Source organism: Phocaeicola coprophilus DSM 18228 = JCM 13818, from assembly GCF_000157915.1.
Lineage (GTDB): Bacteria > Bacteroidota > Bacteroidia > Bacteroidales > Bacteroidaceae > Phocaeicola > Phocaeicola coprophilus.
Window position 1 is genome coordinate 223,594 of sequence record NZ_EQ973643.1, and the last position, 25,966, is coordinate 249,559.

The 25,966-nt window shown below is 52.9% G+C and carries 24 protein-coding genes; 6 read left to right on the forward strand and 18 right to left on the reverse strand.

The features are described from left to right. Nucleotides 1–645, forward strand: a 645-nt coding sequence (locus BACCOPRO_RS08895) for a FecCD family ABC transporter permease (protein WP_008142919.1), incomplete at its 5' end; no start/stop codon positions are given. Then, on the forward strand, nucleotides 642–1,406 hold the full coding sequence (locus BACCOPRO_RS08900) for an ABC transporter ATP-binding protein (RefSeq protein ID WP_004293588.1): 765 nt from the start codon (nucleotides 642–644) through the stop codon (nucleotides 1,404–1,406). The genes BACCOPRO_RS08895 and BACCOPRO_RS08900, both read left to right, overlap by 4 nt. 85 nt (nucleotides 1,407–1,491) lie before the next feature. Here the strand turns inward: BACCOPRO_RS08900 and BACCOPRO_RS08905 are convergent, their stop codons facing one another. From BACCOPRO_RS08905 to BACCOPRO_RS08920, 4 genes are read right to left on the reverse strand one after another with little or no spacing between them, the layout of a single operon-like run. Further along, nucleotides 1,492–2,802, reverse strand: coding sequence for a hypothetical protein (locus BACCOPRO_RS08905; protein WP_004293589.1), 1,311 nt, complete (start codon nucleotides 2,800–2,802; stop codon nucleotides 1,492–1,494). 6 nt (nucleotides 2,803–2,808) lie between these two features. Then, on the reverse strand, nucleotides 2,809–5,076 hold the full coding sequence (locus BACCOPRO_RS08910; protein WP_004293590.1) for a hypothetical protein: 2,268 nt from the start codon (nucleotides 5,074–5,076) through the stop codon (nucleotides 2,809–2,811). Nucleotides 5,077–5,079: 3 nt separating this feature from the next. Then, nucleotides 5,080–6,768: a hypothetical protein gene (locus BACCOPRO_RS08915; RefSeq protein ID WP_004293591.1), complete on the reverse strand. Its 1,689-nt coding sequence runs from the start codon at nucleotides 6,766–6,768 to the stop codon at nucleotides 5,080–5,082. Further along, nucleotides 6,765–7,655, reverse strand: a complete 891-nt coding sequence (locus BACCOPRO_RS08920; RefSeq protein WP_004293592.1) for a hypothetical protein — start codon at nucleotides 7,653–7,655, stop codon at nucleotides 6,765–6,767. Before BACCOPRO_RS08920 ends, BACCOPRO_RS08915 begins: the two co-directional genes overlap by 4 nt. Nucleotides 7,656–7,736: 81 nt before the next feature. On the opposite strand from BACCOPRO_RS08920, the gene BACCOPRO_RS08925 reads away from it, so the two are divergent. Next, nucleotides 7,737–8,927, forward strand: a complete 1,191-nt coding sequence (locus BACCOPRO_RS08925; protein WP_224200102.1) for a toll/interleukin-1 receptor domain-containing protein — start codon at nucleotides 7,737–7,739, stop codon at nucleotides 8,925–8,927. Between the two features lie 9 nt (nucleotides 8,928–8,936). Here the strand turns inward: BACCOPRO_RS08925 and BACCOPRO_RS08930 are convergent, their stop codons facing one another. From BACCOPRO_RS08930 to BACCOPRO_RS08945, 5 genes are all read right to left on the reverse strand, one after another. Next, nucleotides 8,937–10,262: a hypothetical protein gene (locus tag BACCOPRO_RS08930; protein ID WP_004293594.1), complete on the reverse strand. Its 1,326-nt coding sequence runs from the start codon at nucleotides 10,260–10,262 to the stop codon at nucleotides 8,937–8,939. Further along, nucleotides 10,253–11,230 (reverse strand): DUF6046 domain-containing protein, encoded by a 978-nt coding sequence (locus BACCOPRO_RS08935; RefSeq protein ID WP_004293595.1) that lies wholly within the window; start codon nucleotides 11,228–11,230, stop codon nucleotides 10,253–10,255. Before BACCOPRO_RS08935 ends, BACCOPRO_RS08930 begins: the two co-directional genes overlap by 10 nt. A 12-nt stretch (nucleotides 11,231–11,242) precedes the next feature. Further along, nucleotides 11,243–15,085 (reverse strand): phage tail tape measure protein, encoded by a 3,843-nt coding sequence (locus BACCOPRO_RS08940; protein WP_004293596.1) that lies wholly within the window; start codon nucleotides 15,083–15,085, stop codon nucleotides 11,243–11,245. A 93-nt stretch (nucleotides 15,086–15,178) separates the two neighbouring features. Beyond that, nucleotides 15,179–15,364, reverse strand: coding sequence for a hypothetical protein (locus BACCOPRO_RS17520; protein WP_004293597.1), 186 nt, complete (start codon nucleotides 15,362–15,364; stop codon nucleotides 15,179–15,181). Between the two features lie 11 nt (nucleotides 15,365–15,375). Then, entirely contained in the window at nucleotides 15,376–15,732 is a 357-nt protein-coding gene (locus BACCOPRO_RS08945; protein WP_008860783.1) for a hypothetical protein, read from the reverse strand. Nucleotides 15,733–15,956: 224 nt separating this feature from the next. Between BACCOPRO_RS08945 and BACCOPRO_RS08950 the strand changes: the two genes are divergently transcribed. The 3 genes from BACCOPRO_RS08950 to BACCOPRO_RS08960 are packed head-to-tail and all read left to right on the forward strand — an operon-like array spanning nucleotide 15,957 to nucleotide 18,471. Then, complete coding sequence (locus BACCOPRO_RS08950; protein ID WP_004303975.1) at nucleotides 15,957–16,934, forward strand: hypothetical protein; 978 nt, start codon at nucleotides 15,957–15,959, stop codon at nucleotides 16,932–16,934. Next, the gene (locus tag BACCOPRO_RS08955; protein WP_008142932.1) at nucleotides 16,928–17,710 is read left to right on the forward strand and encodes a hypothetical protein; all 783 of its coding nucleotides are present in this window, start codon (nucleotides 16,928–16,930) and stop codon (nucleotides 17,708–17,710) included. The genes BACCOPRO_RS08950 and BACCOPRO_RS08955 overlap by 7 nt, the downstream gene beginning before the upstream one ends. Further along, nucleotides 17,707–18,471 carry a metallophosphoesterase gene (locus tag BACCOPRO_RS08960; RefSeq protein WP_004293601.1) on the forward strand — a complete coding sequence of 255 codons (765 nt, stop codon included), beginning with the start codon at nucleotides 17,707–17,709 and terminating at the stop codon, nucleotides 18,469–18,471. The genes BACCOPRO_RS08955 and BACCOPRO_RS08960 overlap by 4 nt, the downstream gene beginning before the upstream one ends. An 84-nt stretch (nucleotides 18,472–18,555) precedes the next feature. Here the strand turns inward: BACCOPRO_RS08960 and BACCOPRO_RS08965 are convergent, their stop codons facing one another. The 9 genes from BACCOPRO_RS08965 to BACCOPRO_RS09005 form a co-directional block, all read right to left on the reverse strand. Then, nucleotides 18,556–19,047 carry a DNA N-6-adenine-methyltransferase gene (locus tag BACCOPRO_RS08965; protein WP_004293602.1) on the reverse strand — a complete coding sequence of 164 codons (492 nt, stop codon included), beginning with the start codon at nucleotides 19,045–19,047 and terminating at the stop codon, nucleotides 18,556–18,558. Between the two features lie 6 nt (nucleotides 19,048–19,053). Continuing rightward, nucleotides 19,054–19,509 (reverse strand): hypothetical protein, encoded by a 456-nt coding sequence (locus BACCOPRO_RS08970; RefSeq protein ID WP_004293603.1) that lies wholly within the window; start codon nucleotides 19,507–19,509, stop codon nucleotides 19,054–19,056. 3 nt (nucleotides 19,510–19,512) lie between these two features. Then, complete coding sequence (locus tag BACCOPRO_RS08975; RefSeq protein ID WP_004303973.1) at nucleotides 19,513–20,865, reverse strand: DUF2586 family protein; 1,353 nt, start codon at nucleotides 20,863–20,865, stop codon at nucleotides 19,513–19,515. Then, complete coding sequence (locus tag BACCOPRO_RS08980; RefSeq protein WP_004293605.1) at nucleotides 20,865–21,212, reverse strand: hypothetical protein; 348 nt, start codon at nucleotides 21,210–21,212, stop codon at nucleotides 20,865–20,867. Before BACCOPRO_RS08980 ends, BACCOPRO_RS08975 begins: the two co-directional genes overlap by 1 nt. Before the next feature lie 75 nt (nucleotides 21,213–21,287). Beyond that, nucleotides 21,288–22,337 (reverse strand): hypothetical protein, encoded by a 1,050-nt coding sequence (locus BACCOPRO_RS08985; RefSeq protein WP_004293606.1) that lies wholly within the window; start codon nucleotides 22,335–22,337, stop codon nucleotides 21,288–21,290. 126 nt (nucleotides 22,338–22,463) lie between these two features. Then, nucleotides 22,464–23,702: a Clp protease ClpP gene (locus BACCOPRO_RS08990; RefSeq protein ID WP_004293607.1), complete on the reverse strand. Its 1,239-nt coding sequence runs from the start codon at nucleotides 23,700–23,702 to the stop codon at nucleotides 22,464–22,466. Nucleotides 23,703–23,985: 283 nt separating this feature from the next. Beyond that, nucleotides 23,986–24,690 (reverse strand): hypothetical protein, encoded by a 705-nt coding sequence (locus BACCOPRO_RS08995; RefSeq protein ID WP_004293608.1) that lies wholly within the window; start codon nucleotides 24,688–24,690, stop codon nucleotides 23,986–23,988. Then, on the reverse strand, nucleotides 24,687–25,265 hold the full coding sequence (locus BACCOPRO_RS09000) for a hypothetical protein (RefSeq protein WP_008860784.1): 579 nt from the start codon (nucleotides 25,263–25,265) through the stop codon (nucleotides 24,687–24,689). Before BACCOPRO_RS09000 ends, BACCOPRO_RS08995 begins: the two co-directional genes overlap by 4 nt. Next, nucleotides 25,246–25,881: a phage minor head protein gene (locus BACCOPRO_RS09005; RefSeq protein WP_008142943.1), complete on the reverse strand. Its 636-nt coding sequence runs from the start codon at nucleotides 25,879–25,881 to the stop codon at nucleotides 25,246–25,248. The genes BACCOPRO_RS09000 and BACCOPRO_RS09005 overlap by 20 nt, the downstream gene beginning before the upstream one ends. Nucleotides 25,882–25,966: the final 85 nt, after the last annotated feature.

The following is a 25,966-nucleotide window of genomic DNA, read 5'->3' on the forward strand; positions in this document are numbered from 1 at the left end:
TCGATAGGCATCGCCGGAGCGGCTTGGCTGGGTGCGGCCGTCGTGCTGCTCGTAATCGCTACCGTCGGACACCGCATAAAGGACATTATGGTGATATTGATTTTGGGTATGATGTTCTCGTCAGGCGTGAGCGCTGTCGTGCAGATATTGCAATATCTGAGCAAAGAGGAGGCGTTAAAGGCGTTCGTCATCTGGACGATGGGGTCGCTCGGCGACGTGACGGTGCCGCAGCTCGCCATCCTCCTTCCGTCGGTCATCGTCGGGTTGCTGCTGGCCGTATGGACGATCAAACCGCTCAACCTCCTGCTCTTCGGCGAGGAATATGCCGTAACGATGGGACTGAATATCCGCCGTTCGCGCGGTCTGCTGTTTCTCTCGACGACGCTGCTGGCCGGCACGGTAACGGCTTTCTGCGGCCCGATCGGCTTCATCGGTCTTGCCATGCCTCACGTCGCGCGGATGCTCTTCCGCGAGGCCGACCACCGCGTGCTCCTGCCGGGAACCCTTCTCTCGGGGGCGGCGGTATTGCTTCTTTGCGATATCGTTTCCAAAATGTTCACTTTGCCCGTAAATGCCATTACCGCACTGCTGGGAATCCCGATAGTCGTATGGGTGGTTTTACGCAATAAATCGATGACGGTATGATAGAACTGTGCGATTTTTCCATAGGCTACGCAGAGAAGAGGCTTCTCGATAAGGTCGATGCCTCTTTCAAAAGAGGACAGCTGACTGCCCTTATTGGCAGGAACGGCACGGGGAAATCTACACTTCTCCGTGCCATAGCCGGACTGAATCATAATTATTGCGGTAAAATCCTGCTCGACGGACATTGTATCGCAAACATGAGAACTCCGGAGAAGGCAAGGCAACTGGCATTTGTCACGACCGAGCGCACACGCATCGCCAACCTGCGGTGCGAGGATGTCGTGGCTATCGGCCGCGCCCCTTACACCAACTGGATCGGCCGCATGCAGCCTCAAGATAGGGAAATCGTCATGCGGTCGCTCTCTTCGGTCGGAATGGAGGCGTATGCCGGCCGCACGATGGATAAGATGTCGGACGGTGAATGCCAGCGCATTATGATAGCCCGTGCTCTGGCTCAGGAAACGCCCGTCATCCTGTTGGACGAGCCGACCTCGTTTCTTGACATGCCCAACCGTTACGAATTGTGTTCCCTGCTCGCACGGTTAGCGCATGCTGAGGGCAAATGCATTCTGTTCTCCACTCACGAACTGGATATAGCCCTCTCGCTGAGTGACAGAATAGCCCTTATCGATACGCCCGTCCTTCACTGTCTGCCGACCTCCGAAATGATCCGCAGCGGGCATATCGAGCGGCTGTTCAACAATGCCGCCGTACAATTCGACCCCGTGAGCGGGATCGTGAAATCCATGCCAAGAGACTGACTTTCCTGTCGGGAAACACGTCAGACGCAATGAGGGTGTCCCAAAAAGTATTTGGCACCCTCGTATTCGTTGTAAGACATGTCGTTTATTTCGATACCTCGCACATCAGCACGCCTTTCCCCGTCACATCGGCTTTCGAGACCGTGATGGATTTTCCCGTGTAGGTCTTCACGACGGAAGTCCCGGCAGAGTTCCACAGTTTCCATGTATAGGTATAAGCTGTCCCGCCCGTGTCGATTTCCTCACCGCCCCTGTATAACACGGCTTTGGCATCCACGTCATTGCCGTTGTTCTTGATGGTGAACCCCTTCTGGCTGACCAGATCAACCGTGATGGGGTCGGACATATCCGTGAAGGAGATGATGTCGCAGACGACCTTGTTCGCCGAGGCGTTGCCCGCCGAGGTGTCCGTATCCTTGATGGCGCACTTGAAGGTCTCGAAGTTGAGAACGGCATCTGCCGTAATCGTGATTTCGTTTGTCGTCCAGCCTGCCGTCACGCCCCGAGGATTGGTCGAGGTAAGGCATGCCCAGCCGGCACCCAGCATGGAGTTGTAGTAGGGACACGAAACGGCGGCTCCCGATGCGGCTGCGGCACTCAGTGCGGAGGTCAGCGTCACGACCTTCGTGGAGGCGTTGACTGCCGAAATGGTGTACTGTGCCGATCCTATGGTTATCCTGCCTCCCGCCTCCATGTTCATTACCGAAGCGACCGTTATGGTCGTGGCTCCGGCTGCCGCGGCAGCTGTCAGTGTCGTGCCCGCGAATACCGCCGAATCCTTGATGCCCCACGCGTAGGTGACGTTCGTCGTGTCGATAGAGGCTCCGCGCCACAGGTCGCAATGCGCCCTGAGCGTCGCCACCTCGTCGTTCTTGAATACGATGCCGTCGGGTGCATACGCCACGGCGGCGATCATCGCTCCGGCGTTCAGGTGCTGCGTGAACTGAATCTCCGCCCGGAACGGAATCTCCAGCCCGTTGGCGTCGATGTAAACCGCCTCGAAAGTATAACGCACTTGCGGAGCGGAAACGGTCATGTGGTTGGCTTTGACGGTAAGGGCATACTTGGCCGATGCCGCGCCGATGGTGCAGCTGTCCTGTCCGGAGACGATCGCCGTACCGTTCTTGTACCACTTGGCCGAGCCGCTCTTCACGCCTGCCGTAAGCGTCGCGGCATTGCCTACCGAGGTGATCTGGTCGGTCGCCGCCTGACCGCTGACGAAGAGCGAAGGGGTAAGTACCAGATAGGGAGAAGCCGCCCACGAAGGGGCATAGGCATTGTTGTCTCTGTTGTACACCTGTGTCAGGGGCTGCGAGGAGCCGATGAATGCCTGCAACGATACCGCGTCGTTCTGGTCGATGATGGTGACCTGCCCGCGGGCTACTTTTACTGCCATAATAGATTATCGGTTATTTGTTATTTCCACTTCGCAATCGAAAACGGCCTTGCGCCACACGTCCCCGCCGGTTATCTCTATCTCCCTGCCGTAACGCGGTGCGGCGTTCCATATCCTGTCACTCTCCGTATCGCGGCTCGTCCGTATCCAGCGGAAATTGCCGTCGGGAATGAGCGATGTAATCTCTTCACCGCCCCTGTACACCCTGGCACGGAGTACCGTCGAGACGATTCCGTTGCGGAATGTCGTGCCGTTTTCAGACTCCACATAAACAGTATAGGAGGGAGATCCGTCGTAAAGTTTGAAAAAGGTATGGGTCGCACTGATTTTTTCATTACGGTATGTTGCCGTGTAGCGGAGGGTCAGCACGTCGCGCCCTTCCCAGCCATGAAACGGGGGTGTCATTTCAAATACGGCGGCATTGCATCCGGCATCTTTCCATATGCCGTCAACGGCAAGGTATTCCCACTGCCGACTTTCCGGCTCGAAATTGTATTCGGTCGCCACAAGCGGGATATTCTCCGGCTCGCATGCGCCTGAAAGCTCGTCCTTGAAATGGAACGCCGTGCCGCCTGTCAGGGAGACGGAACGGGGCTTGAGCAGTTCCTGCGCCTCCTCATCGAGGTCTTCCCAGCGGATGGTCACATCGCGCAGTTCGATGGTATCCTTGCCCCACTTGAACCGTCCCGAGGCGAAATGGCCCGTCCCGTCCGGATGGATGACGAAAGAACCGTCCCGTGAAACGATCGAGCCGTCTTCGTTCAGCCGCAACAGGGGATTCTGTATGGTACCCCCGATACCTCCCTTATTGAACCAGGCACCGTAATCGTCCGTGTAGGACAAGGCTTCATCGGTCGCCTGATAGGGGGTCACGTTCCTTCCGGCCTCCAATTGAGGGGCGGACAACGACAGGGGGACGGAAGCGGCAATGCCGAGACACATGACGGGGGAATCTGACCCGCGTATGAGGAACGGGACATTATAACGGACCCATCCTTTACCGGCAGCCACCGTCCGATCACCGACAAGATGTTCATCCTGATAGAACCGGATGGCTGCCGTATCTTCCGCTTTTATCCAGACTGAGAAACAATAACAGACTCCTGTATGAGCCTCCCGCCAGGCGGCACTTTGCGCACCAAGAAGACTGTCTCCGGCTATCCGTACACACCGCCCGAGTCCGGCGGGAGATGTTTCATCCAGCTCTTCCGAATGGCTGAACCGGCAGGACAGGCTGTCAGGTATGACATTCTTGTGGATTTTGCCCACATAAAACGTGCTTGAAAAACCGTTCTCGTCTCCCGCGGTAAGCGTGCCGGCTATATTGACATTGCGTGTGGCATAGAGATTCTGGAAATAGGCCCCGTAACCATCCAACATGCCGAAGACCGGATCGATGATGCCGCTGACCTTTCCCACACGGGCCTTGCTCGCCTCGCTGAAAGCGGATACGGAGGCAAGACGAACAATGTTCAGGTCGGCGACCTCGCACCAGTCCCCCTCGGAGGCCAGGCTTGATGTCAGGTCAAGAAACAGGCTCCGGCTGTACTGTGCCGGGTAATCCACGGTGATGACCCATAACTTGTACTTCCATTCCCGGCCGATGGAGATTTCATCTTCCGCATCCGTCTTTTCACGGTTCGTATAGCCGAATCGGATCGGTACGGAACCTGATGTTTTGGAAGACCTGACCTTGAACGATACCAGCAGGCGCTCCGGGTATCCGACCGGTTCTTCCAATGTCAGCATCAGCCCGAAGGAAGCGTTTCCTGCCGGTTCCGCGTTGCGGATAATGCGGACAATGCGTGTCGCTTCCGAATCGGCATCCAGATATTCCGTTTGCAGCATGCTGCCATAAACGGCGTACCTGGACTTGTCCGGCACTCCCGCCATGCCTCCGTCCATGACGGGATAGCACAGGGAGCGTTCGGTCGCCATGCCGTCGATGACATCCATATAGGGTGAATCGCTGTCAGAAGCCGTCAGGTACAAGGCGCCGCTACGTGCCGTATCGAACAGGTTGGTAATCCGCACGAAGTCCAGCAGTTCACCGCCCTGCGGTTCGTCCCCGTCCAGCAATGCCCCGATGAAATAAGGGGCGTCCTTGTCTCCGACAAGCTCCGTTCCGGTTTCTGTCACGCACATCAGCGAATAGACGGTACGCTCCCGTTCGGCATATTGCCTGCGGATGATATCCCCGGCTTGCAGTCCCTGTGTCTTCTGCGAGTCGGGGGCAATACGGATCTTGTATGTCGGATAACGGAATACGGACATGGATTATGACAGTTTTTCCACGGTGTCTCCCGAACAGCTGTCGCTGATCCAGAAGGAACCGTTGGTTACCGAAGTCTTTTCGACCTCGAACTCATAGGCGCGGAACTTACGGCGGGCCACCACCTCGTCGAATGTGGCGGAGACGCCTCCTGTCGTCCGGTTCCGGCGGACAGCCCATCCGCTTCCGGAAAGGCCCGGGGAAAAGAACTCCGAAGAGAGCGACCCGGTAAAGACGCTGTTTCCGTAATGCCGGATACCGTCCTCCACCGCTTGCAGGCGTAACGCCTCTGTCAAGTATAGGATTCTGTCAGTAATCCGGGTGGGCGACGCATGGATTCCGATATGCCCGGCTGCTTCCAACGGAACAGCGACCGTAACGAAATCGGCATCGGTGCGGATATGGAACGATTCGCTGTGACGGTTCTGCGGGGCATAACAGCTCACGGACGGACGGTGTGAAAAATCCGTGCTGTGAGGGATAGCCGTCCTTACGTCCTCTTCCTCGTAGATTACCTCGGAAGAAAGCGATACGCGCTCCCTGTCGCCTGTGAACATAAATCCCTCTGCTGTGCCCATCCGCAAGCGCTTGTGGATAACGATACCTTCATCGGAAGTGTCTACCCGGTATGAGGAGAGCAGGTCGGCGCCGTAGTTGTGGCGGACAGTCAGCGAGCCCGGAAAACAAGCCTTTCCGTAAGGGGAAAGCATCAGACACTCGCCGTCCACGTCCGATATGCCGGAGAACAGGCGTATCTTCGGGGTATGGTCGCCGCCTAAAAGAAGGTCACCGCCGATACTCCCGAACTGTATCTTGTCCTTGTCGGTACAGAGCAGTACGGGAACATCTCCGATCCGGATGCCGAATCCGTCCAGGAACGAGAGGAACCCGCCGAGCGCGACATCCTCTTCCGAAAACGAAAGCAGACATTTCCCTTTGTCGCCCAGTTCCACGCCTTGCAAGGCTTTCAGTCCGCCATCCATGACCGTACTCCCTCGCACCGTCAGATTCCGTCTCACCATGCCGTCCCGCATCGTCCAATCCACCGTGTCCGTATTGGCGTTGCCACGATGATAGACATCCTGCCCGCCCACGGCCAGCCGTGTCGGGGAGATGGATATTCCTGTATCCTCGTCCCCGATAATCCATGCCCCTTTGGAATGTACCGTCGCATCCAGAAAGTCTATATGGGAAGCGTTGATTGTAGCGGTGGCCTTGTCCGCGTCGTAACGGAGCAACTGCCTGCCGCCGATATGCAGGCTGTCGCCCCCGACTTTCAGGTTGCCGGTAATCCTGATACCGTACTCGATGGCAGTTACCACACCTTCCGGATCGGTAATGTCCTGCGAATAGGTTTCCAGGATACGGGTGTTTCCAATGCCGGCTTCGAAACCGTAATTGGCACTGAGCTTGCCGGTCATGTCACCGCCCGATTTCTTCAGGTAATCCAACAGCAAGCCACCGCTTCCGGAACCGCCTTCTCCCGTAACGGCTCCGGCAATGGCGGATGCAAAACCGTAAGCGGTATTCTTCAGTCTCAGGCTGGTCTCGTCGCCTTCCTCGATGCCGTAAGGATGCTCGTCGTCCTTTTTCTGCTGGGCATTGAAAAAGTTATGGTACAGCTGTGCATAGATGGAATAGCACAGGCTCTCCTTGTCGAGGGTTTCTATATCGGGATGCAGTTGTACGCTCATTTGGTATAGCTGGTCTTGGAAAGAAATTTCTGGATACGTGATGTCAGCGAGATGAAGTTCGGCATATTGATCGGCGACATCGTGCCCATCAGTGTGGGAGTCATGATTTTCGAACATTCCGTCAGGAAGTCGAGCATCAGCCGGGCAAGCTCATTACCCAGAACCAGCGGCTCGGTGGCATTCTCGTCACCGAGCGTCACCTTGTTGTCGGCAACGGCAACGGTCGTGGAATTGACCTTTTGTACCACTTTATCTGCTGTCTGTCTGACTTCAGACTTGTCCACCGTATGCGTGATGCTTTCCGCATCGATAACGGTTGTCGCTTCCTTGTCCTTGTCATTCCTAACGGTTGTTGTGACGGCCGTCGGCGTATAGTGGGTGGAGGTCTCGTTACCGGTGGTTTCCAGTTCGTCGTAGTCCGGGGAAGAGTCGTTTTCCGGATCCAGTTCCTCCATTTCGGTCACGCCGATGACGGTTTCCGTGCGGGCATTGAGCCGCAGGATATCCACATGGGAGAAGTTAACCACATAGGCATAACGGGTGGCGGCATCCATGAAGATGGTCACGTCGGAAAAAAGTGCGGGGACGATCAGGAAGCCGCCTTCGCTGTTGGTGGCGGCCGAGAGCAACACGCCTTTATGGATAACAGGTTCGGCGGAGGCCGTCTCGTCCGGGTACTCGCCGACATCAATGGTACCGCCGTAGTCGGAAAACTCCTCGTCCGAGGGGTTGTCGTGTATCTTGGCGACATAGCCGTGTATCATGCGGGCCGTACCGATACCGGACATGCCTCCGGGAGCCAGATTGATACGCTCCATACTCCGTCCCAAGGCTATCTTGCGGATAGCCTCACGGATAAGCAACTGGTTGGATTTGTCTGAAGACATGAGTTTTTTGAAAGAATAGGAGGAGCATAGTTTATTGGTTGCCAATTATTTTGTACTTTTGCAAAGACAATGATATTACTTATGAAACAAGAAATTTTAGAATCCTATATTACATATATATTTGATTTCTTTCAAAAATCAAGATGCTTTAAAGCCGGGCAAGGTAACATGCTCAGAAATTTTAGATTTGCAGCTGAAAAGCAATTTACTCGTAATCAATTGGGTATATTGTATTTCCTGGTAAATACCCTCATTGATAATGGCTATCTCTACTTAAAAGATAGAGATTTTATAGCTCTTACGGAGAATGGTGCCGATGTTATAAATGGGGGAGAGTGTGTTATTCCTAAAATTTCCCTTGAGCGGACAATTTATGAAAAAGAGACCAGTAGATCAGATATATATGAACAGCTTTGGAATATTATCGGATCGAACAAAGAAAATGATTATGCGCCGCTGTATGTAGATGGACCATTGTTTTATAATACAATCAGGCCATATTTAACAACATTGTCGTTACCTCATACATATGGGGAATATATGGCAGAATTGCGGGAAAAGGAAGAATTTACATCAAGAATTAAATGGTATAGGACTTTATTTTTAGCTCTTGATGAGAATGATGTACAAAAATTCCTCAAAGATTTGTCTATCAAAATAAACAGGCTGCTGCTAATGAATACTCCAAAAGATGCGATACAAGAAGCTTTGAATCCTTGGGCAGATGTAGACATTCCTACAATCGATAATACGCCTCTGCCTGAAATTCTCAATAAAGTGGCGGAAGAACCAATTGTGAATAAAAACAAGCCGTTTGTGTTGATTTCGTATGCGTGGGAGGTAGAAGACAATGTCTTTATGAATTGGATTCAAACTTTCGCCAAAGATTTGCGAAGACGAGGGATTGATGCTCAAATAGACCAGTATCAACCTCATGGAACTGACTTGCCTAAATTTATGCTTGAAAGCATCCGTAAGGCAACTAAAGTTCTGTGCATTCTGACTCCAAAGTATAAAGAGAAAGCTGAATCCGGTAAAGGAGGTGCCGCTTATGAAGGGGGTATAATATCACATGAAATATATAACAATCAGGGAACCACTAAATTTATACCGGTTGTACGCAAAGGGTCTTTTGAAACTTCGACACCGGATTTCATTAGTGGAAGAAAAGGTTTTGATTGCTCTACTGACGATAAATACAATAGCGAACTTCCGAATATTATCAAGGTAATAAACGAAGAACCATTGATAGAAATTCCTCCTGTTGAATAACGGTAAATCTTATTTCCTAATTTTATACGGAATACTCAGTTGTTGCCTGTATCCACCCACCCCGAAAGTAGTCGTTACCTCTTCCACGAGGTATACGCCGTTCTTGGAAGGATTACGGTAGTCGATCAGTTCCACCTGTACGGCAGGAGACAGTCCGAAATCCCCGAATACTGTCACATTGCCGGTGATTCCGTTCAGATTGTAATTCCGAAAGTATTCCGTCGTCTCTTCTACAAGCCGGTCGGAATTGATTCCGACATGAGGTGACATATATGGTACGATGGTATATGTGGATAAATCCACCTTGGTCCTGGTCTTCGCTCCTGATGCCGTCGTGTTGCCCGTTACTTTGTGCGTCTTTTTTGAAATCTGCGTGGCATTGACCGTCTGAAACTCCTTGCTGCCCGGCGTCGCCGGGTCGTATTCAGGATTCATGCGTACTGTCACCTCAAAGAATTTTTCATCCGTCCCGAGTGCCTTGCCCGTCACCGCCAAAAACTTCGGATCGGTCTTGACCACTTTCAGGTTGCTCTGCGCCACATGCTCGTTGAAGTATATCCTGTACGGTCCTGTCGATTCATCCTCCGGGAATACCGGCTGAGCCTTGCTGGACGAATAAGGACGCCCGACGGCAATGGACGGTATGGCCCCGTCATCATCGGCATCGTATTTTAAAAAACAGTAGACCTTGTACTTCGACCATTCGGAAAGGATATCCGCTACCGTGAAGTTGTCCGTGACCTTTACCTTGCCGATATGTATCTCAAACCGCTTCGTATCCGAGTGTATCCTGAAGCCGGTATCTTTCAGGATATTATACTTGCCTTCCAGCACCTCGTTCACCGTCGTCCCTTTCGCCGGGGTCTCGAAATGAGGTGCCTGTTTCAGTTTGAGTTTGTAGGCCATATTCTCACACTGGATTTCCAGCGTGCTGTCCGAATTGTATCCGGTAATGTATCCGTCGAACATATTTTTCAGCACGCCGTTGTAGCCCAGCTTGATATTGATGCGCTGTCCGACCTTGAATGTCGTCTCGTCAACCAGACGCTGCGCGCTGCGTTTCTCGATGATGACACCGTCCTGCATCACCTCCGTCGTTATCCTCGACACGTCCTTGCCCTCCAATGTCACGTTCCCGATAATCGTGGAGCGGCATACCGACCCTTTCGGGAATATCACTTTGGCCGTTCCGATCAGCTTCTTGTAACTCTCGTTGATTTCGAGCGACTGGACTTCCGTAATCTCCACGCCGTTCTGTATCCTCATCGGATTGGATGGGTCGGCATCCCCGATGGTGATGCGACAGCAGAGGATATCCATTGCAGCTATACCCATAAACGTGTCAGTTTAAGCAACGAGGCGGGGTCGATGACCTCCGTACCGAATTTAACATACTTGATCCACTTGTTCGTGTGCTTGATGGCCGTGTCCACCTTTTCCTGTTCCGCCAGTTTCAGTTCCACGGCTTCCGATGGCTCCACGGCGACACAGTTCAGCGAATACGGCTGCACGTTCCGGCAATCCGTAGGCTGTAAGGTATAGCCCTGTATAATCAACCGTGAAATGTTGAACTGGCGCAATACCGTGTTGTCGCAATCGATGACACCCTTGTATTGTACCAGCCTGATAAACTTGGACACTTCCGCCTCGGGATACACGTCCGGGTATTTGGAGGTGATCTTGCCGTTGATGGTAATCTCGAGGTCACCCCCGGATATATATTCCTTGCGGGTATAGTCCCGCCCCTGTACCCGGGTCAGCAGGATATTGTTCCGGCTGCTGACCTGTACCTGCGGTCCCAGGTCCACGAATGTCACCAGTCCATACCGGCTGTTCGGCAAAACCTTGCACTCGCTGTTGTCATAATACTTCCCCTCCTCTGATATGGACAGTTCCAGAAAATCCGCCACTGTCCGGCCGACGATGGAATCGATATGGTTTTTCTTCTGCGCCACCGCCTGCTGTTCCCTGATGAGCTGGTAGTACTGTCCGGTCTTGTTCGCAAGGCTGGACTGCGACTGTGTCTGAAGATATTTGTCCCGCACCTGCTGTTCCCAGTATTTGAGGTATCGGGGATAGGAACGTAGCAACCCGTAAGCCGTCTGCGAGGCAACCTGTATGGCTGCCCGTTTGAGCAGGTCATGGTGCCTGGAGAAGTAATGTACCTGCCCGTCCTGCAATTCGGCAAGCCCCATGCCCAACGCCAGACGCGTGGCGTTGCTGATGTATCCGCCAAGCGAACCGTGGTTGAGTATGCCTCCGCTCAACAAAGTCGAGGCCGCGATTTGTATCAGTCTTCCCATAATCCTTTCATTTTATGCGTTCCAGGAGGCATCGAAGTCATGCACGACATCGATGAGCGCCTGTGCCAGTTGTTCTTTCAGGTTCTGTATCTCTTCCGTCTGCCCCTCCTTCGACTTCATCAGGTCGATGGTCCTGACACTGAGCAGGCTCTCTATGTTCACGATGACCTGTTTAGGTGCCGCCGAGGACAACCGCCCCGTGCCGGAATAGTTGCCGCCGGCCCCTCCGTCATCCAGATGCGTGTTGGTAATCGGGTTGGCAGCAAACGGACGTGTATCGTTGGAATCCGGTTCGTTGCCGTACTGGTCGGGAGTGAAGCCCGCCACGCGGAGGATGTTCTCGGCTGCCTCCGCCGAACCTCCGAAAGTCTGCCGGAGCGATGAAAAGAACTTCACGAGTGTCGTATGTGCCAGCTTGCGATGCGCGATGTTGTCTATACGCTGCGCATCGGTGGCGTTCTGCCCCAGTGCCCGCTGTTTCCATAGCCCGTTTTCGTCCTGCTCGAATCCCCAGGCCCTGAACTGGTCAAAGTCGAACCCTCCCTTACGCATCAGCTCATGCGCATTGGCGGCACTCGATATGGCATTCCGATAAGCGGTGGCGGCACGCACAATCTCCGGAACGGTCTGCGTGTTCATGTACCGGGCATAGTCGTATGTGCGGGCGGCAACCGCTTCCGACCTGTCCCCGATATCATTCACATAGACGGCCTTGCCATCCTGCATACGCCACAAAGACTTGTCGAGATCCTTCTCCTGTTGCCCGAAACGCTCCTTTACCGTCTTGAGGAAAGCGTCCACTTCCAATACCGTACCCATCTTCCCGAACTCGGCGTACGCGGCATCGATACGTGTCTGGCTGTCGCGTTTGGCAAGGGTGACAAGCGCATCCCTTATGTCATCCTGACGGGCTTTGTCCATGTTATACACATGGTCTCGCGATACCATCCCCTCAGATGAAGCGATGGCAAATTCCCCCAAGAACCCGGCCCACCAGTTGGATGTGAAGGCTCCGATTTTATGTCCCGAAGCCTCTTCGATACTTTTGCCGGCAACGACCTCGTCCACGGCACGCTTTGTCTTGACAGCCATGTTATAGGTCTCGCTCAGGGAGGAGTAAAGTGCCTCTATGGACGGATAACGGTACTTGCGGTTCGATTCGATCTCTTCCAGTACGGCATCCTTCGCCTCCTTTATCTTCCAGGTCTTGTAAGCCACCCATCCCAAAGTCCCGACCAATGCGGCTATACCTGCCGTGGCGGCAACCGCGCCTGTACTGATGGCACTCAACGAGGCGGCAGCACCGGTCAGTCCGCTGCCGGTAGCCACCTGTGTGGCAAACAGCGACTGCAGGACTCCTTTGGCTCCGATGACACCGCCCCCGGCCATCAAGGCGCGGTTCATCGCTCCCCGTCCCGCCACGCCTGCGGACTGCATGGCCGACACGATGGCCCGCTTCTGGGCAAACGAAACCTTACCGATACCACCCGCCCCCAGCAGCCCCTGCACGGCACTGATTGATGTCGTGGCCGCAGACTGTTTGCCGATAAACCCCATGGCGATGCCGATATTCGTCAGGGCTCCCGCCACCTTGAACAGCCGGGTCGCGACAACGCCTGTAAAGACAAGCGGTTCTATCCAATGGAAATTGCGGGTCACCCATGCGCCGATATTGCCGATCACGGTGAAGATGTCCAACAAGGCATTCCCGATGGACACCAGGCCACGGGTAAATTCCGGAGCCTTGAACTTTGCCAGAAAAGTGCGGAGCACAGTGCGGATAGAGGGTTCCAACACCTCGTATGCCTGCATGAACCCTTCGGTCAGCTGGGAGGTCACCTGCGCCCACAATCCCTTGGTCGTATTCTGCTTTACCAATGCCAGTTCTGAGGAAACGCCCTGGGACCCCCGGTTATATGAAGTCAGTTCTCGTAGTTTGTCGTAGTTCTTCAGGAACATCATCGCCGCGTTACCGCCAATTTTCCCGAAGATTGCCTGGACATCCGCCATCGACGCGCCCTTCTTGTTCAATTCCTCGAAAATGTCCGCTATAGGACGGAGTTTCTCGACCTGCACCCCCTCGATGTCGCGCATTTCCGTGAACCGGATGCCCAGGCGGTCCAGAACTTCCTGTGCCTCCTTGGTAGGTTTGGCAAAACGTGTGGAAAGAGCACGCAACGAGGTTCCCGCCAGCGTTCCCTTCAGACCCATATTGCCCAAAAGACCGATGGCGGCACTGCTTTCCGTGAAGTCCACGCCCGCCATACGCAGGTAACCGGCAGCCATCTTGTATGACTCCGCCATCTCCACGATATTCACATTCGAGCGGGAAATGGTGGAGGAGATAATGTCCGCCACGCTGTCCATGCTGTCGTTATGGATATCATAACCGGCCATGATGTTCGTGGCCAGGTCGGCGATATACGACACGTCGTTGTCACCGATAAGTGCCAGGTTCGTGATCGGGCGGATGGACTTGTTGATTGTCTCGATATTCATGCCCGCCATCGACAGGTATTTGACGGCACCGGCAATCTCCACGGCTGTGTATTTCGTGTCGATGCCGATTTTACGGACATGACGGGCCATACTGTCAAAACGGGTCTCGAATGTCTTGAGGTCGCTGTCCGCCACACGGAGGATGGAATGTGCCGATTCCATGATGTTGGAATAGTCGATGGCCTTCGTCAGTTCCGAACGGATCAGGCTGTAACCCATATAGGCATTGAGCATCGAAGCGAACGGGAGGTTCCTGAGTGACGGCGCTTTCGAATACTGGATACGGTTGATGGCGGCACGGCGTTTACTGCGGTAGAGCGTACCGGCTGCAGTATGTTCCCGCTGCATGAGCCTGACGGACTGCATCGCATTGCGCTGTTCCTGCCGTCTTGCAGCCTGCTCGGCCTTTATACGTTCCGTTTCTGCCTTACGGCGTGCCTGTTCTGCCTGCCGGCGTATTTTCTCCGCAGCACGGGCGGCATTCTTGCACTCCCGTTCTTTAGCCCGCGCTTCATCGGCACGCCGCTTTTCCGCCGCGGCGGTTTCTGCCAGAGCCGCCTTACGGCGCTGGTCTGCGGTAAAGAGCTCCTCCGCGTGGACCAGTTTCTGGCGATGCAGCTGCTGTCCTGCATAAAGCCGTTCCATCAGTTTTTGCCGGGCCTTTTCGGGCATTACGAAGGCCTGCGGAGCATATGGCACCGGAACGGAAGGTGTGAGTCCTTCGGATGGTATGCCTCCCTGCATGTTGAAAGAAATGACAGAAGCACTTTTGATACGACCCAATAGGGAAAGTATCTGCTGCAACCTGTTTTCCGCCGTCCCGGTCTTGATTTGCAGTTCCCGGTCACGTTCCATGGAAACCAGGGCGGAGTTGATTTTCCCGATGGCTTTGGTAATGCGTTTCTGCGCGTCTGCCATCGTGCCAACGGACGAGGCGGCATTCTTTTCGATCTCCGCTTTGCGCATCTCGGCAGCCTTTTTCTCGTAAAGGCTTTTGGCGTTGGCCTTGATTTTCTTGCTGTCCAAAGCCTGACCGGCATTGATGGTCAGGCTGATGCCTTTGGAAAGCGTGGAAATATCCGTGAGTAACCCCTTGATACGTTCCAGCTTCTCTTCGCTTTTTTTCGTATCGATGGTCAGGCGGTAATCGAAATTACGTTTCTTGCCGTTCTTGGTGCGGAACACGCGGTCTATCTCGTCCATCATATTCTTGATGTTCGTGACGGCCGGAGTCAGGGACGCTTTCGCCTGTACCAGCTTGCCTACCGCCTCACCGAAGGCGATAACCTGCTTGGTGCCCTGAGAGGCATCCACGTTGATGGAGTAGTTGACCTGATAGTTCTGTTCCTGAGCCATGGTAATGGGTACTGCGTTAAAAGAATAGTCTTTCCGCAAGGGCGGAGATTATGAAACGAAGGCCGCCGCAAACCGGAAGCTTACGGCGGCAGGTCAAGGAGTCCTCTCCGGCAATGACATCGGAACGGGCATACGGCTGATGAGCATCTGCTCGTGCAGCCACAACGCCTCTTCGGAAAGCATCGCGAACTCCTCGTCGGAAATCGTGTCGAGGTTGACGCCGGGAAAGTAGTGGCGGACATAGATCATCCGCTGGCGGATGCGCTGCTCGTCGGTCACTACCCACCGGCTTATAAGTTTACCAGGACACTCTGGCGGGTGGTGATCAGCTCGGAAAGCTGTCCCATCAGACCGAACAGGAAGAGCGACTCGTCGTCCACGAGTTCCTTATCTCCGTCCACGAAGCAGTCGCGGGCCAACGTGCGCATGGCGATTACCTCGTCCTTTTTGGAAGCGGCCATGAATTTGCTGAACTGCGGAAAGCTCGGTTCGGACATGTAGGCCACATAAATCTCTTTCTCGCCGTTTGCGGTGTCTCCGAAAACGACCATCGGACAAATCTTGCGGAGTTTCTTCTCCTCTTTCAGTTTGAGGGCTTTTTCCTTGATCTTGATCTCCTGTTCCAATGAAAGCATTTTTTCGTCCATATCGAATTTGTTTTGATTCACCGAAAGAGTAGGACAAAGAATCGTGGAAAGGTTGAAGACACGGTTCTTATTCACTTGTAATCCATATGTTATACAAAAAACTTCTTTGCTCCTGATATTCCCAGATCAGTCTTTAAAGGAAATTTCGCTGAATATATTTCATATATTTCTTTGATATATAGTATATAATCGTTAATTTTGCATATTCTCAAACATAAATGATTATGTGCAAAATAGATGATTTTATAGATGTGACAAGCCGGTACATCGCTGAATTGCTTGATTTGAGGGCGGACATCAGGCCGGTCGAAAAGGATGTCTTGCATACATTCCCAGCCAATATTACTGCCGGTTATACATTTTGTACGGCTAACTTGTTGGGGCATGACGTAGTTCTTCTGTATAGTGCAGACAGTTCTGCATATACTCCGGGGCAGATGCGGAAACAAAAAGAACTGGTTGAGCGAAAAGCCCAATGCCCGGTAATATTTGTATTGCGTACAGTGGCGGCCTATAATGTACGGCGTCTTGTCAGACATCGTGTAAATTTCATCATACCGCAAAAGCAAATGTTCATACCGGATTTGTTGATAGATTTGAAACCGCATAAAAATAATATCGGGGGAGGTGAAGAAACGCAGATTCCTGCAATTGCCCAATGCATAATCCTTTATCATCTTGAAGTAAAGTCTCTCGAAGGGAAAGGAACTTATGATATTGCAGATCTTTTCAACGTGTCGTATGCCAATGTAAACCGGGCGGTCAGATGGCTGAAAGATAAAGAAGTTATCGCTTTATCCGGCGGCAAGACAAAGAGTATGATATTTCAGTTCAAAAAGCGTGAATTATGGGACAGGATGTTGCCGTTCCTGGCGAACCCCATCGAGCGGATTGTATATACCGATAGTCTGCCTGATGAAGTATTTTGTATTAGTGGAGTAAATGCCTTGTCGGAATATTCAATGCTGAACAAGGAAAAAAATGACACTTATGCCATTGCAAAAGAAGAAGCTCGACGGTTGCAAATCCGGACAGACAAGGAATATGGCGAGACCCGCATAGAGATATGGCGTTACAATCCATGTTTTTTCTCAAAAAACGGCATTGTAGACAAATTGTCTTTATTTCTGGCCATGAAGGATATGGATGATGAACGCATTCAAATAGAATTGGAAACTATGATAAATAATATGATATGGTAAGAGGAATTGATAAATTCAGGGAGTTTTTCACCGGATATGAAGGAAACTATGTCATCATAGGTGGTACTGCCTGTGAAATGCATGAAGAAATATATGCACAAACTCCAAGGGCGACCAAGGACATAGACATTATACTGATTGTGGAGGCGCTGTCTTCGGATTTTGCTGCAAAATTCTGGGAGTTTGTAAAAACCGCAGGGTACAGACAAAGGAATAAGGGAACCGGGAACGGGGAATGCAGGCATGAATATTACAGGTTCAAGGAACCGGGAAATCCGGATTTCCCGTATCAGATAGAACTCTTTTCACGAAATATCGGGGTTGTCAAATTCCCGGACGATGCCCACATTACCCCCATTCCGGTTGATGATGACCTGTCAAGTCTGTCAGCCATTTTGATGGATGATGACTATTATTATTATACCATTGAACACAGCACGTTGGAGGAGGGCGTACATATTGCGAACATTGAAAGTCTTATCTGTCTGAAATGCAGGGCCTATTTAGAAATGACCGAGCGGAAAAGCAATGGAGAACAAGTGGACAGCAAACATATCGTCAAGCACAAGAAAGATGTATTCCGGCTGGTTGCCATGCTTGCTCCTGCCGACACCTACGAAGTTCCTGATTCGCTTAAACAAGATGTTGACAGGTTTTGCCTGGCTGTCAAAGAAGAAGTGCCAAACTCTGATTTTTTCAAATCGGCAGGACTTAAAAGCATTTCCGGAGAACAGTTATTGGAACAACTTGAAGCCAATTTCATAACACAACAATGAGAATCCAATACGCATCCGACCTGCATCTCGAGTTTCGGGAGAACAGCAGTTTTTTGAAGCACAACCCGCTGGCTGTTGCCGGAGAAGTGCTTGTCCTTGCCGGAGATATAGGATATATCGGAGATGAGAACTACTCCAGACATCCGTTCTGGGACTGGGCTTCCGGAAATTACAGCCGGGTCATCGTGGTTCCCGGAAACCACGAGTTTTACAAGATGTTCGACATAGACAAGCTGTATAACGGCTGGTCGCTCAAAATCAGGGAAAACATCACCTGCCACTATAATGCCGTTATCCCATTGGGTAACGATATAGAATTGATCGCTACCACACTGTGGTCACATATCCTGTTGCAGGATGCCTATGAAACTGAGGCAGCCATCACAGATTTCCGCAGGATGCGTTACGGCAGCGAACCGCTGGACTGGACAAGGTTCAATGACGAACATTCGCGCTGTTTCCGTTTTCTGGAACAGAGCGTAAAACAAAGTACTGCCAGACATCTCATTGTCGCCACTCATCATGTACCGTCATTCGAACTGATGGCGCCGGAGTTCAAGGGCAGTCCGCTCAATGGGGCATTTACCGTGGAGCTTGGCGGTTTCATTGCAGACAGCCCGATTGAATACTGGATATATGGCCACTCGCACCGCAATATCAATAAGGTCATCGGAAACACCCGGTGCATATGCAACCAGTTGGGCTATGTGTTCAGTAACGAGCATACGTCATTCGATAAGGAAGCGCATATTTCGATTTAAGTCTGCCATACATAAATCCCGTCTGTCAGCCAAGGTCAATATCCGGCAAACAGACGGGTTATTATGTAACAAATTTATGGTTGACTATTGAAGTCGTGGCTTCACCAACTTCCCGTCGATACCGCATGTTTCCAGAACCGCGGTATTTTCTTTGTTGAAGGCGATCAGGCATGACGGCGCTCCGGCCGTACCACCCTGTTCCCCCGTAACATGGTAAAAACTGAGCCGTCCCTTGATAAAGAGTATTGAATCGGCGTTTGGGAATATCAGTTCGTGGAACAGGCGCGTGTCCGTGCGGGCAAAAGTGAGCGCGACGGCATTCCTGTGTTCGACACACCTGCGGATAAACCGGACAATCAGTGCAGTGTCATAGGGAGGATTGCAGAACACACGTCCGAACCAGGGTTGTTGCAGGCCGTCATCCTCAATGGTATAGTGATGTCGCGCCGTATCCCATGGGCGGTTTACGGGCGAACACGGATCCAAATCGAACGGCCCCAGCCTCCGAAGCAGGCAGGGAGGCGTGAGCCATTCGTTCTTTCCGGTAGAAGATTTCCCCTCGAAAGTTACATCCATGACAGCTTAGATTGTATCACCCGAGCCGATTTGGATATCGAACGGGTTGAGATCGAATTCATGGGTGATATTGGTATCATCCTGCTGTGACTCGAGACAATCCTCCGTGAAGATGCAACCTTTGAGCGTTACGGTCGTCGTTGTCCAGTCCTCGCCGGCCATCGGGTTGGCAAAGCTGATAATCAGGTCGAACTCGCCGATTTCGAGCAGCGAGCCGTACACCGAACGCAACAGCTGTTGCGTGGCATAGTCCATCGTGATGCTCGCCGTATAGGTAATGTTCCCGAACCCCCTCGACACCGGCCGTCCTCCCATGCCGTAGTTACTTTCGACCTTGCGCTTCTTCGACCATTTGATGGCCGACACGCCTTCAAGGGTCGTGGAACCTTCATCGATTCCCAGGGCGGTCGATGACAGGGTTATCATCGACCACGAGTATGCTACATTGTTGATTATTGCCATATGCTATGTCTTATTTGCGGTTAATGACAGTCCTTCCTCTACATAAATCTTCACGGCCACGCCCACCGGGACAAGGACATAGGAGATGCGCAGCGTGTCGTCCACCAACACGTTCTGGTTCGGGTCGATAGTGACGGCGTATCCTGAAATTTCCTGCGCCGCCTGCATCTTGGCCAGTATATCCCCGATGAGTGTCTTGAAAGCTGTAATCTTCGACGGGGCGAGGAACCCGGTTGAAGGATTGACCATCAGCGGTGAGTTCACATACGGCAGCAGGGCTGCACGCACGGCACGGCGGCTCTTGTTGATGGTGCGGTTCCGGGCAATGGTACGGAAATCCCCATGTGAGCATGTCTGGTCTTTCGAGATGTAGATCCCGTTCTCGCGGCCGGCATACTTGATGGGAAAAATATACCCCTTATCGTCGAGTTCGTCCAGCAGTGACGGGGAGAGTGACTCGTACCGGTTCAGGCTGAGGAAGTTCTCCTCTGCCTCGTCGAGGTTGATGTCCCCGAACCCCAACTCTATTTCCTGGAAATCGTCCGCGAAGAGATTGAACTGCTTGACCCATGCGATGGATTCGTGCACGTTGGCCTTTGCTATGGCTCCCATAACCGCTCCCAAAAATCCCACGGGCGTATGGTTCCTGTTGCACATCTGCATCGTGGAGATCTTTTCGTGATGCGCCTGGCCGAATATACAGCTGATACGGCTTGATTCACAGATGCATGAAGGTATTTTATTCAGGTCAATCTGACGCCCCTCAGTCGTATCCGCCCCCGTATTGGAAGGATTGGCGGAAAGGATGAGCGAGAGCGGCTGGTTCTGCTCCGCAAGCCCCACGGCCACGTCGTTGAGCCCCTTTACCAGATTGAGGTTGTATTGTTCCGATGCGCCGTTCGCTTTCCACAGCGGCTGTTCCGTCCATATGCCTATCTGGTTGATCATACCCCCGGCAGCACGCTGCATGATTTCCAGCGCATCCCAGTTCGCCGAACAGTCCGCGAACATCACGTAGAGTTTTCCTGAACCGCCCGGATTGCCGGACATGCGGAAAAATTCACGGATATGGTATGCCGGGATGCCGTGCAGGAAATTGACATTCATCTCCTCCTCGTCGGTTGCCTCCACACGTTCGATGATACCGAAGTCGTTCACGGCGGACTTGAACGAGGTGATGTAGCAGACATCGCCAGGCTTGAGCCTGGTCTCATTGGTTTTACCATACCCCTCCGTGAAAAGCGTCGGCTGGAGGGACACGTCGAACAGCAGTCCCGTCACCTTCTCGCCCGACGAGCCGGTATCGTAAGGAATATTGCCGTCCACATCCTTGATAAATACATTACCGAGTGCCATTATGATTTCTTTTTAAGTTCGTTGTAGAAAGGATTCCTGTAGAGTACGGCCTTGCCCCTGATGGCGGCCGCCGTGTCCGGCGCATAGGTTCCTCCGTGCGTGTCGATGTACAGCGACGGATATGCCGGGAACTTTTTCAACAGGGACAGGATGTGAGGCTCTGTCGTCTCCTCCGACCCTGCATTCCCTTTCCCCGCGGTCTTGGCCGGCAGCCTGTCTTCAGTCTCGCCGCCTGTCCCGAGGTTTTCCGATGCCGTTTCCGGAACGGGCACCGCCTGAGCCTCCGGTGCAGGAATATTATTGTTGTCTGTCTGCGGAGTTTCCTCCGTGTTGATTTTCTTTGCCATAACAGTAGAATGAAAATGGGGAACGGGGCCTTGCCTCCGCTCCCCGGGTGGATATTGAGAATGAAGAAAGGTGTGTTATTCGCTCTTCTTGTAGGCGGTATGGACCACGATCTCCGCCGGGCGGACGATGTTCACGTCCATTTTCATGCGCATCTGGAAAAAGAACAGCTCGGAGTTGGCCTGCAGACGGTCGATTTTCAGGATGTCCGTGTCGTTCGCGTAATCCACCCCCATCCACAGGTTGGAGTCCATGCCGGTGGAGAACTCGCCGAGCACCATCGTGTGTTCGGGGATTCCCACGACCGGGACGATGCGCTTGCCCTTGAAGCGATAGCGGTTGACCTCGGTATTCTCGGAATACTTGACCTGCTTGTCCGAGATATATTGGTCATACGCGTCCCAGGCGTCCCATCCGACCACAAAGGTCAGAGATGTCTTCTTTCGGATCTGCTTCGGACATTTCCTCCACATCGCATAGAGCGCCGCCTCCACCGCGGCCCCGTCCGTCAGCTCGGTCGTTCCCGAAATGATGCACTGCCCTCCGGCAACCACCTCGGCATCGGAGGAGTTCACATTGTCGAGGATCCGTTTGATGACCCCGTCAAAATATTTCTCCTTGTTGGCTCCGATTTTCGTGCAGCCTTCCGGTGCGGTAATCTTGGCCACCGTCTCTCCTCCGCGGGCGGAAGTCCAGATGGCGTTTCCGATATACTCGTTTTTCTTGTCCATAAGGAGACGGAGCATCGTCGCCTGGATTTTCGGGTCGAGCTCGCGGAACACGAGATTGCCTTCCGGCTGCGCGAAACGCCAGTACTTCTCGTAGTCCCTCGGGTTAAACTCGAGATAGACCATAAAATCGGACGGCTCAAGATGGCGTTCGGTGAACTGGTACTCGTTCGTGCCGTCATCGCCCTTGGCTCCGTGGATGGGTTGTGGGGTCGGCACGTTGTCCTGGATAATGTTGCCCAGCTTGATGGCAGGAAGCGTATAGCGGTGCTGGATGCCCGTCTTGATATGAATCAGTCCCTCGCGGACTGTATCATTGCCCTGCACGGTATAGGTCAGCAAGTCCTCAAGTACTTCGCCGCTATACCCGTTTTGAAGAAAGTTTACTGTATCAGCCATTGTCGTTTTAAGTTTTCCGTTGAAGAATGAAACTCGGCCGACTGGCGGATACCTGCTGTTTCCGCGCGAGACACTGCGGTCTCCGGCATGTCAGTTAAAATCGGGCGGACGCCCGCGGATAGTCTGTCAGAGCTTTCGGAACTTGAAATCCGCACCGACCACTTCCGCCACCTTCTCGGCCATCAGCTGTTCGGCGGTCTTTGTCGCTTCCGCCGTGGCCTGGATGTTGGCAGGGTCATCGGCGATTTCCTTCGAGATTTTCTCCCGCGCGGGAATGGAAGCCAGCGTGCTTTCCGCCAACTCGAAGTTGGAACCGGCCATCTCCACCCACTGCGTTTTCGCCTCACGGTCAATCTTGCCTTCTGCAATGGCATTCTCCACCAATGTCTCGATACGGGAAGCCTGCTCGTCCTTCTCTTTCTGCTCGTAGGCGGAAAGGCGTGCCGTCGCTGCGGCCAGGTCTGTCTGCAAGTTCCGGATGGAGGCGTCTTTTCCGGCGATGACGGTCTGCGCGTCGCTCAGTGATTTCTGTATTTCTCTGTATTTGGGTTCCATCGCGGCCAGTTCAGAGATACGTGCCATCACGTCCTTGACCTCACCGTCCTTCATGCCCAGCGAGGCTGCAATCGCCCCGTACTCAAAGCCTTGTGTCTTGTTTTCGTTTGCCATATCGTTTTCCGTTTCTGTAAGAGTAGGTTCAATGCCTTTGAAAGGTTTATTTCCCGCGCTGACACGGCTCATCAGTTCCTGGATGGCGGCCGTATCGGTCAATCCTTCTATCTCGTCATGCACTTTACGGCAAAGCTGCTTCGAGGTATGGATGACATGCTCCGCAGGTATGATGCCGGCCTTGACGGCAGCCTGTGCGTCGAAATAGGTCCCGTCCTTTCCTGCCTGTCCGTCCATGATGGCCCGCACATGCTCCGCTTTCAGGCCGAACCGTTTCCGGTAAATCGTCTCGATCTGTTTGGTAAAAGCCGTTACCATGTCCGACGGTTCCCCTCCGTCATCGTCCGGCAACATCGGGTTATGAATCATCAGTATGGCATAATCACGCATGAGAGAACGCTTGCCCGCCGCCCAGATGATGGAGGCCATCGATGCCGCGACCCCTTCGATGATACATTCCGTATCCACCGTGGCATTGGCGATGGTGGAATAGGTGGACATGCCGTAAAGGACACTGCCGCCCTCCGAGTTGATCAACACGCGGATACAGGAGGGACGGATGATATTTTCCAAAAAGTCGAACTCGTCATTGAAACGTGAGGTCGTCTCTTCCGTCACGCGACCGAAGAAACGGATAACAGCCGGCTGGCCTGCCTTCGCCTCTCCGACGACATATTGAAGTGTGTTCATATCCATATGCAAGGGTTATTTGAACAAGAGTAGGCGGTGGAAAAAGAAAAGGTTTTGCACTGCTATTTATGGAAGTGGAAATATGAGAATCCATCCATTTATGGAAATGCGATTATCTTTACAGTATAATAGATTGTTCAAATTACAGACCGGTTGCAACTATTTGTATCAAGACCGGCATGCTGAACATTCTAAATTCAGCAAGTACAGAAAATGTATCATGAGTCTTGTATTATCTGCTGATTCATGTCTGTTTATACGCAGTGCGGATAAATCTCCTGCATGGATTTCAATTTTCCGATCCAGTATCCGAAAAACCAGATACTTCGTCATGTTCCGGACGCGGATGGAAGCCGTGTCCGCCGCTGTCATGTTGCGGCGCATCGCTGTGTTGGGTGAACGGGGGCATGACCACATACCTTTTTACCCAGTCCCTGTATTTCCACGCGGAAGATTCCCTGAACCATACCTCGTAGTCTATCCAGTACGCCTGCAACATATTGGTTGAAAGCGGCATGTCGAAATAGGTCAGGTTGCACCGCTCGCTCAGCGCCGGCTCATGGTTCTTGGCATCCTGTATGGCTACATTGAGCCGCTGGAAGACCAGAAACGCCTCGCATTCCTTGTCTTCGTCCGCATTGTTGAGCGTATTCAGGATAAACCGCACGCGCATGGTGGCGCGTCCCTCACCGATACGCTGTTGCTGTACCAGGTACCTCACGTTGATAAAGTGGATGAACACGGCAGGGAACACAGTCTCATACTCCGTGTTATCGTCACGGACAATGCGGGCGAACTGGCCGTTGTCGATAGCGACGGTTTTGAACAGGGGCGGCGACAACGGGTCGTCCGGATTCTCCCGCAGGGTCAGGACAGCCCGCTTAACGGCCCGGTATATCTCCACGAAAGGGTTCGCGGAAACTTCTTCAGGCAGGCTCTCCGCCGGTGCCGACGGTTGTGCGGGCTGTGGTGCTGGGTGTTTGTCTTTTATCATAACGGCTGGTGTGGAAATCCTTTAAAAATCATATCTATGAAATGGGCGGCGATATAGTCGTCCGTCTTCGGTGAGAATCCGATGAACTGCCGGTGTACGGGACGGCGCGTGGAATACTGGTTTACCGTGTACAGCCCGAACTTCGGATCGGTATTGTGTATGGCGGCATAATGCCCGTAACGCTCCTTGCTGCGTCCCCGCTTGCCCTTGACTGGAAAGCTCTTTTCCGTAGTCCACATGCAATACCTGGCGCCTTTCCGGAAGATGCGCGTACGGTCCGAACGCCGTCCCACTATGTCTGTCCGGCCGGCTTCCGACTGTATGCTCCGGGCCAGAGTCCCCGTATCGTTCATGAGAGGATGGGTGAACCTCTTTCCCCATTTGGAGGTACGAGGCGCCCATTTGCTACCGTTGAATCCCCCCGAAGCGAATGAGGACACGAACTGCTGCCTGGTATAGTCACCGGCAGCAGTTGCGAAGTCGAATACGTTGAACTCCAGCCGGCTGGCCATGACGCGCGTACTGGTCCTGCTTACCCAGTGGCTGCAAAACTCATCAAGCGTTATCTTGGGCATAGGCGAACTTTCCTTTAATGCGTTTCACAATATCATTCATGTAACCCGGAAGCGGGACGGAGAAATAGCGGTGCGCATCGGAAAAGATACGCCCGCCGGTTGCCAGGCTCTCCCGGAAGACCGGATCCACCTTTTCCAGATAGTCTCCCTTATCCGGCAAAGCCGCCCGGACAGCGGCGAACCCCTCCGCGACCAGAAAGCAGCGGCATCCCCATTCGATCGGCGGTATCAGCTCCGGAGGAAACTCGGATTTGCGGAAGGAAATCCCTTCCAATGAAAGATGCCAGGCACGTACCCGTTCATCGCCTTGTGTCATGTAGGTAAGCACGGTATCCATATCCACCGCCATCCACCATGCGGCCATCGAGGCCGCGAAGAATACCTGGTTGTTCTCTTCCTCCGCATGGACGAGGTTATACCTGCGGCATATCTTTTCGTATGCTTCCATGTCCTGTTCATCCGCTGTCTCGGGCAGTTCCCCGAGCATGGCATACTCCTCTGCCGCGGCAAAATCCACCAGGTTGTCTATAGCTGCAATCAGGATGTCACGCTGCTGCCGTTCCCTCTCTGTTGTAAAGGAGTTGTGATTTTTCAGTATCTCCAATGCCCGGTCCATATCGATTCGCAGACCTGTCAGCGCACGGTCTATGAGGAAAGAGGCACGCAGGGTGATGATGTCCTCTATAATGTCGAGACGTTCC

Excerpts from the sequence above, each read along its gene's own strand:
- BACCOPRO_RS08900 (WP_004293588.1), top strand. The coding sequence starts at position 642 with ATGATAGAACTGTGCGATTTTTCCATAGGCTACGCAGAGAAGAGGCTT.
- BACCOPRO_RS08905 (WP_004293589.1), bottom strand. The coding sequence starts at position 2,802 with ATGGCAGTAAAAGTAGCCCGCGGGCAGGTCACCATCATCGACCAGAAC.
- BACCOPRO_RS08910 (WP_004293590.1), bottom strand. The coding sequence starts at position 5,076 with ATGTCCGTATTCCGTTATCCGACATACAAGATCCGTATTGCCCCCGAC.
- BACCOPRO_RS08915 (WP_004293591.1), bottom strand. The coding sequence starts at position 6,768 with ATGAGCGTACAACTGCATCCCGATATAGAAACCCTCGACAAGGAGAGC.
- BACCOPRO_RS08920 (WP_004293592.1), bottom strand. The coding sequence starts at position 7,655 with ATGTCTTCAGACAAATCCAACCAGTTGCTTATCCGTGAGGCTATCCGC.
- BACCOPRO_RS08925 (WP_224200102.1), top strand. The coding sequence starts at position 7,737 with ATGAAACAAGAAATTTTAGAATCCTATATTACATATATATTTGATTTC.
- BACCOPRO_RS08930 (WP_004293594.1), bottom strand. The coding sequence starts at position 10,262 with ATGGGTATAGCTGCAATGGATATCCTCTGCTGTCGCATCACCATCGGG.
- BACCOPRO_RS08935 (WP_004293595.1), bottom strand. The coding sequence starts at position 11,230 with ATGGGAAGACTGATACAAATCGCGGCCTCGACTTTGTTGAGCGGAGGC.
- BACCOPRO_RS08940 (WP_004293596.1), bottom strand. The coding sequence starts at position 15,085 with ATGGCTCAGGAACAGAACTATCAGGTCAACTACTCCATCAACGTGGAT.
- BACCOPRO_RS08945 (WP_008860783.1), bottom strand. The coding sequence starts at position 15,732 with ATGGACGAAAAAATGCTTTCATTGGAACAGGAGATCAAGATCAAGGAA.
- BACCOPRO_RS08950 (WP_004303975.1), top strand. The coding sequence starts at position 15,957 with ATGTGCAAAATAGATGATTTTATAGATGTGACAAGCCGGTACATCGCT.
- BACCOPRO_RS08955 (WP_008142932.1), top strand. The coding sequence starts at position 16,928 with ATGGTAAGAGGAATTGATAAATTCAGGGAGTTTTTCACCGGATATGAA.
- BACCOPRO_RS08960 (WP_004293601.1), top strand. The coding sequence starts at position 17,707 with ATGAGAATCCAATACGCATCCGACCTGCATCTCGAGTTTCGGGAGAAC.
- BACCOPRO_RS08965 (WP_004293602.1), bottom strand. The coding sequence starts at position 19,047 with ATGGATGTAACTTTCGAGGGGAAATCTTCTACCGGAAAGAACGAATGG.
- BACCOPRO_RS08970 (WP_004293603.1), bottom strand. The coding sequence starts at position 19,509 with ATGGCAATAATCAACAATGTAGCATACTCGTGGTCGATGATAACCCTG.
- BACCOPRO_RS08975 (WP_004303973.1), bottom strand. The coding sequence starts at position 20,865 with ATGGCACTCGGTAATGTATTTATCAAGGATGTGGACGGCAATATTCCT.
- BACCOPRO_RS08980 (WP_004293605.1), bottom strand. The coding sequence starts at position 21,212 with ATGGCAAAGAAAATCAACACGGAGGAAACTCCGCAGACAGACAACAAT.
- BACCOPRO_RS08985 (WP_004293606.1), bottom strand. The coding sequence starts at position 22,337 with ATGGCTGATACAGTAAACTTTCTTCAAAACGGGTATAGCGGCGAAGTA.
- BACCOPRO_RS08990 (WP_004293607.1), bottom strand. The coding sequence starts at position 23,702 with ATGGATATGAACACACTTCAATATGTCGTCGGAGAGGCGAAGGCAGGC.
- BACCOPRO_RS08995 (WP_004293608.1), bottom strand. The coding sequence starts at position 24,690 with ATGATAAAAGACAAACACCCAGCACCACAGCCCGCACAACCGTCGGCA.
- BACCOPRO_RS09000 (WP_008860784.1), bottom strand. The coding sequence starts at position 25,265 with ATGCCCAAGATAACGCTTGATGAGTTTTGCAGCCACTGGGTAAGCAGG.
- BACCOPRO_RS09005 (WP_008142943.1), bottom strand. The coding sequence starts at position 25,881 with ATGGACCGGGCATTGGAGATACTGAAAAATCACAACTCCTTTACAACA.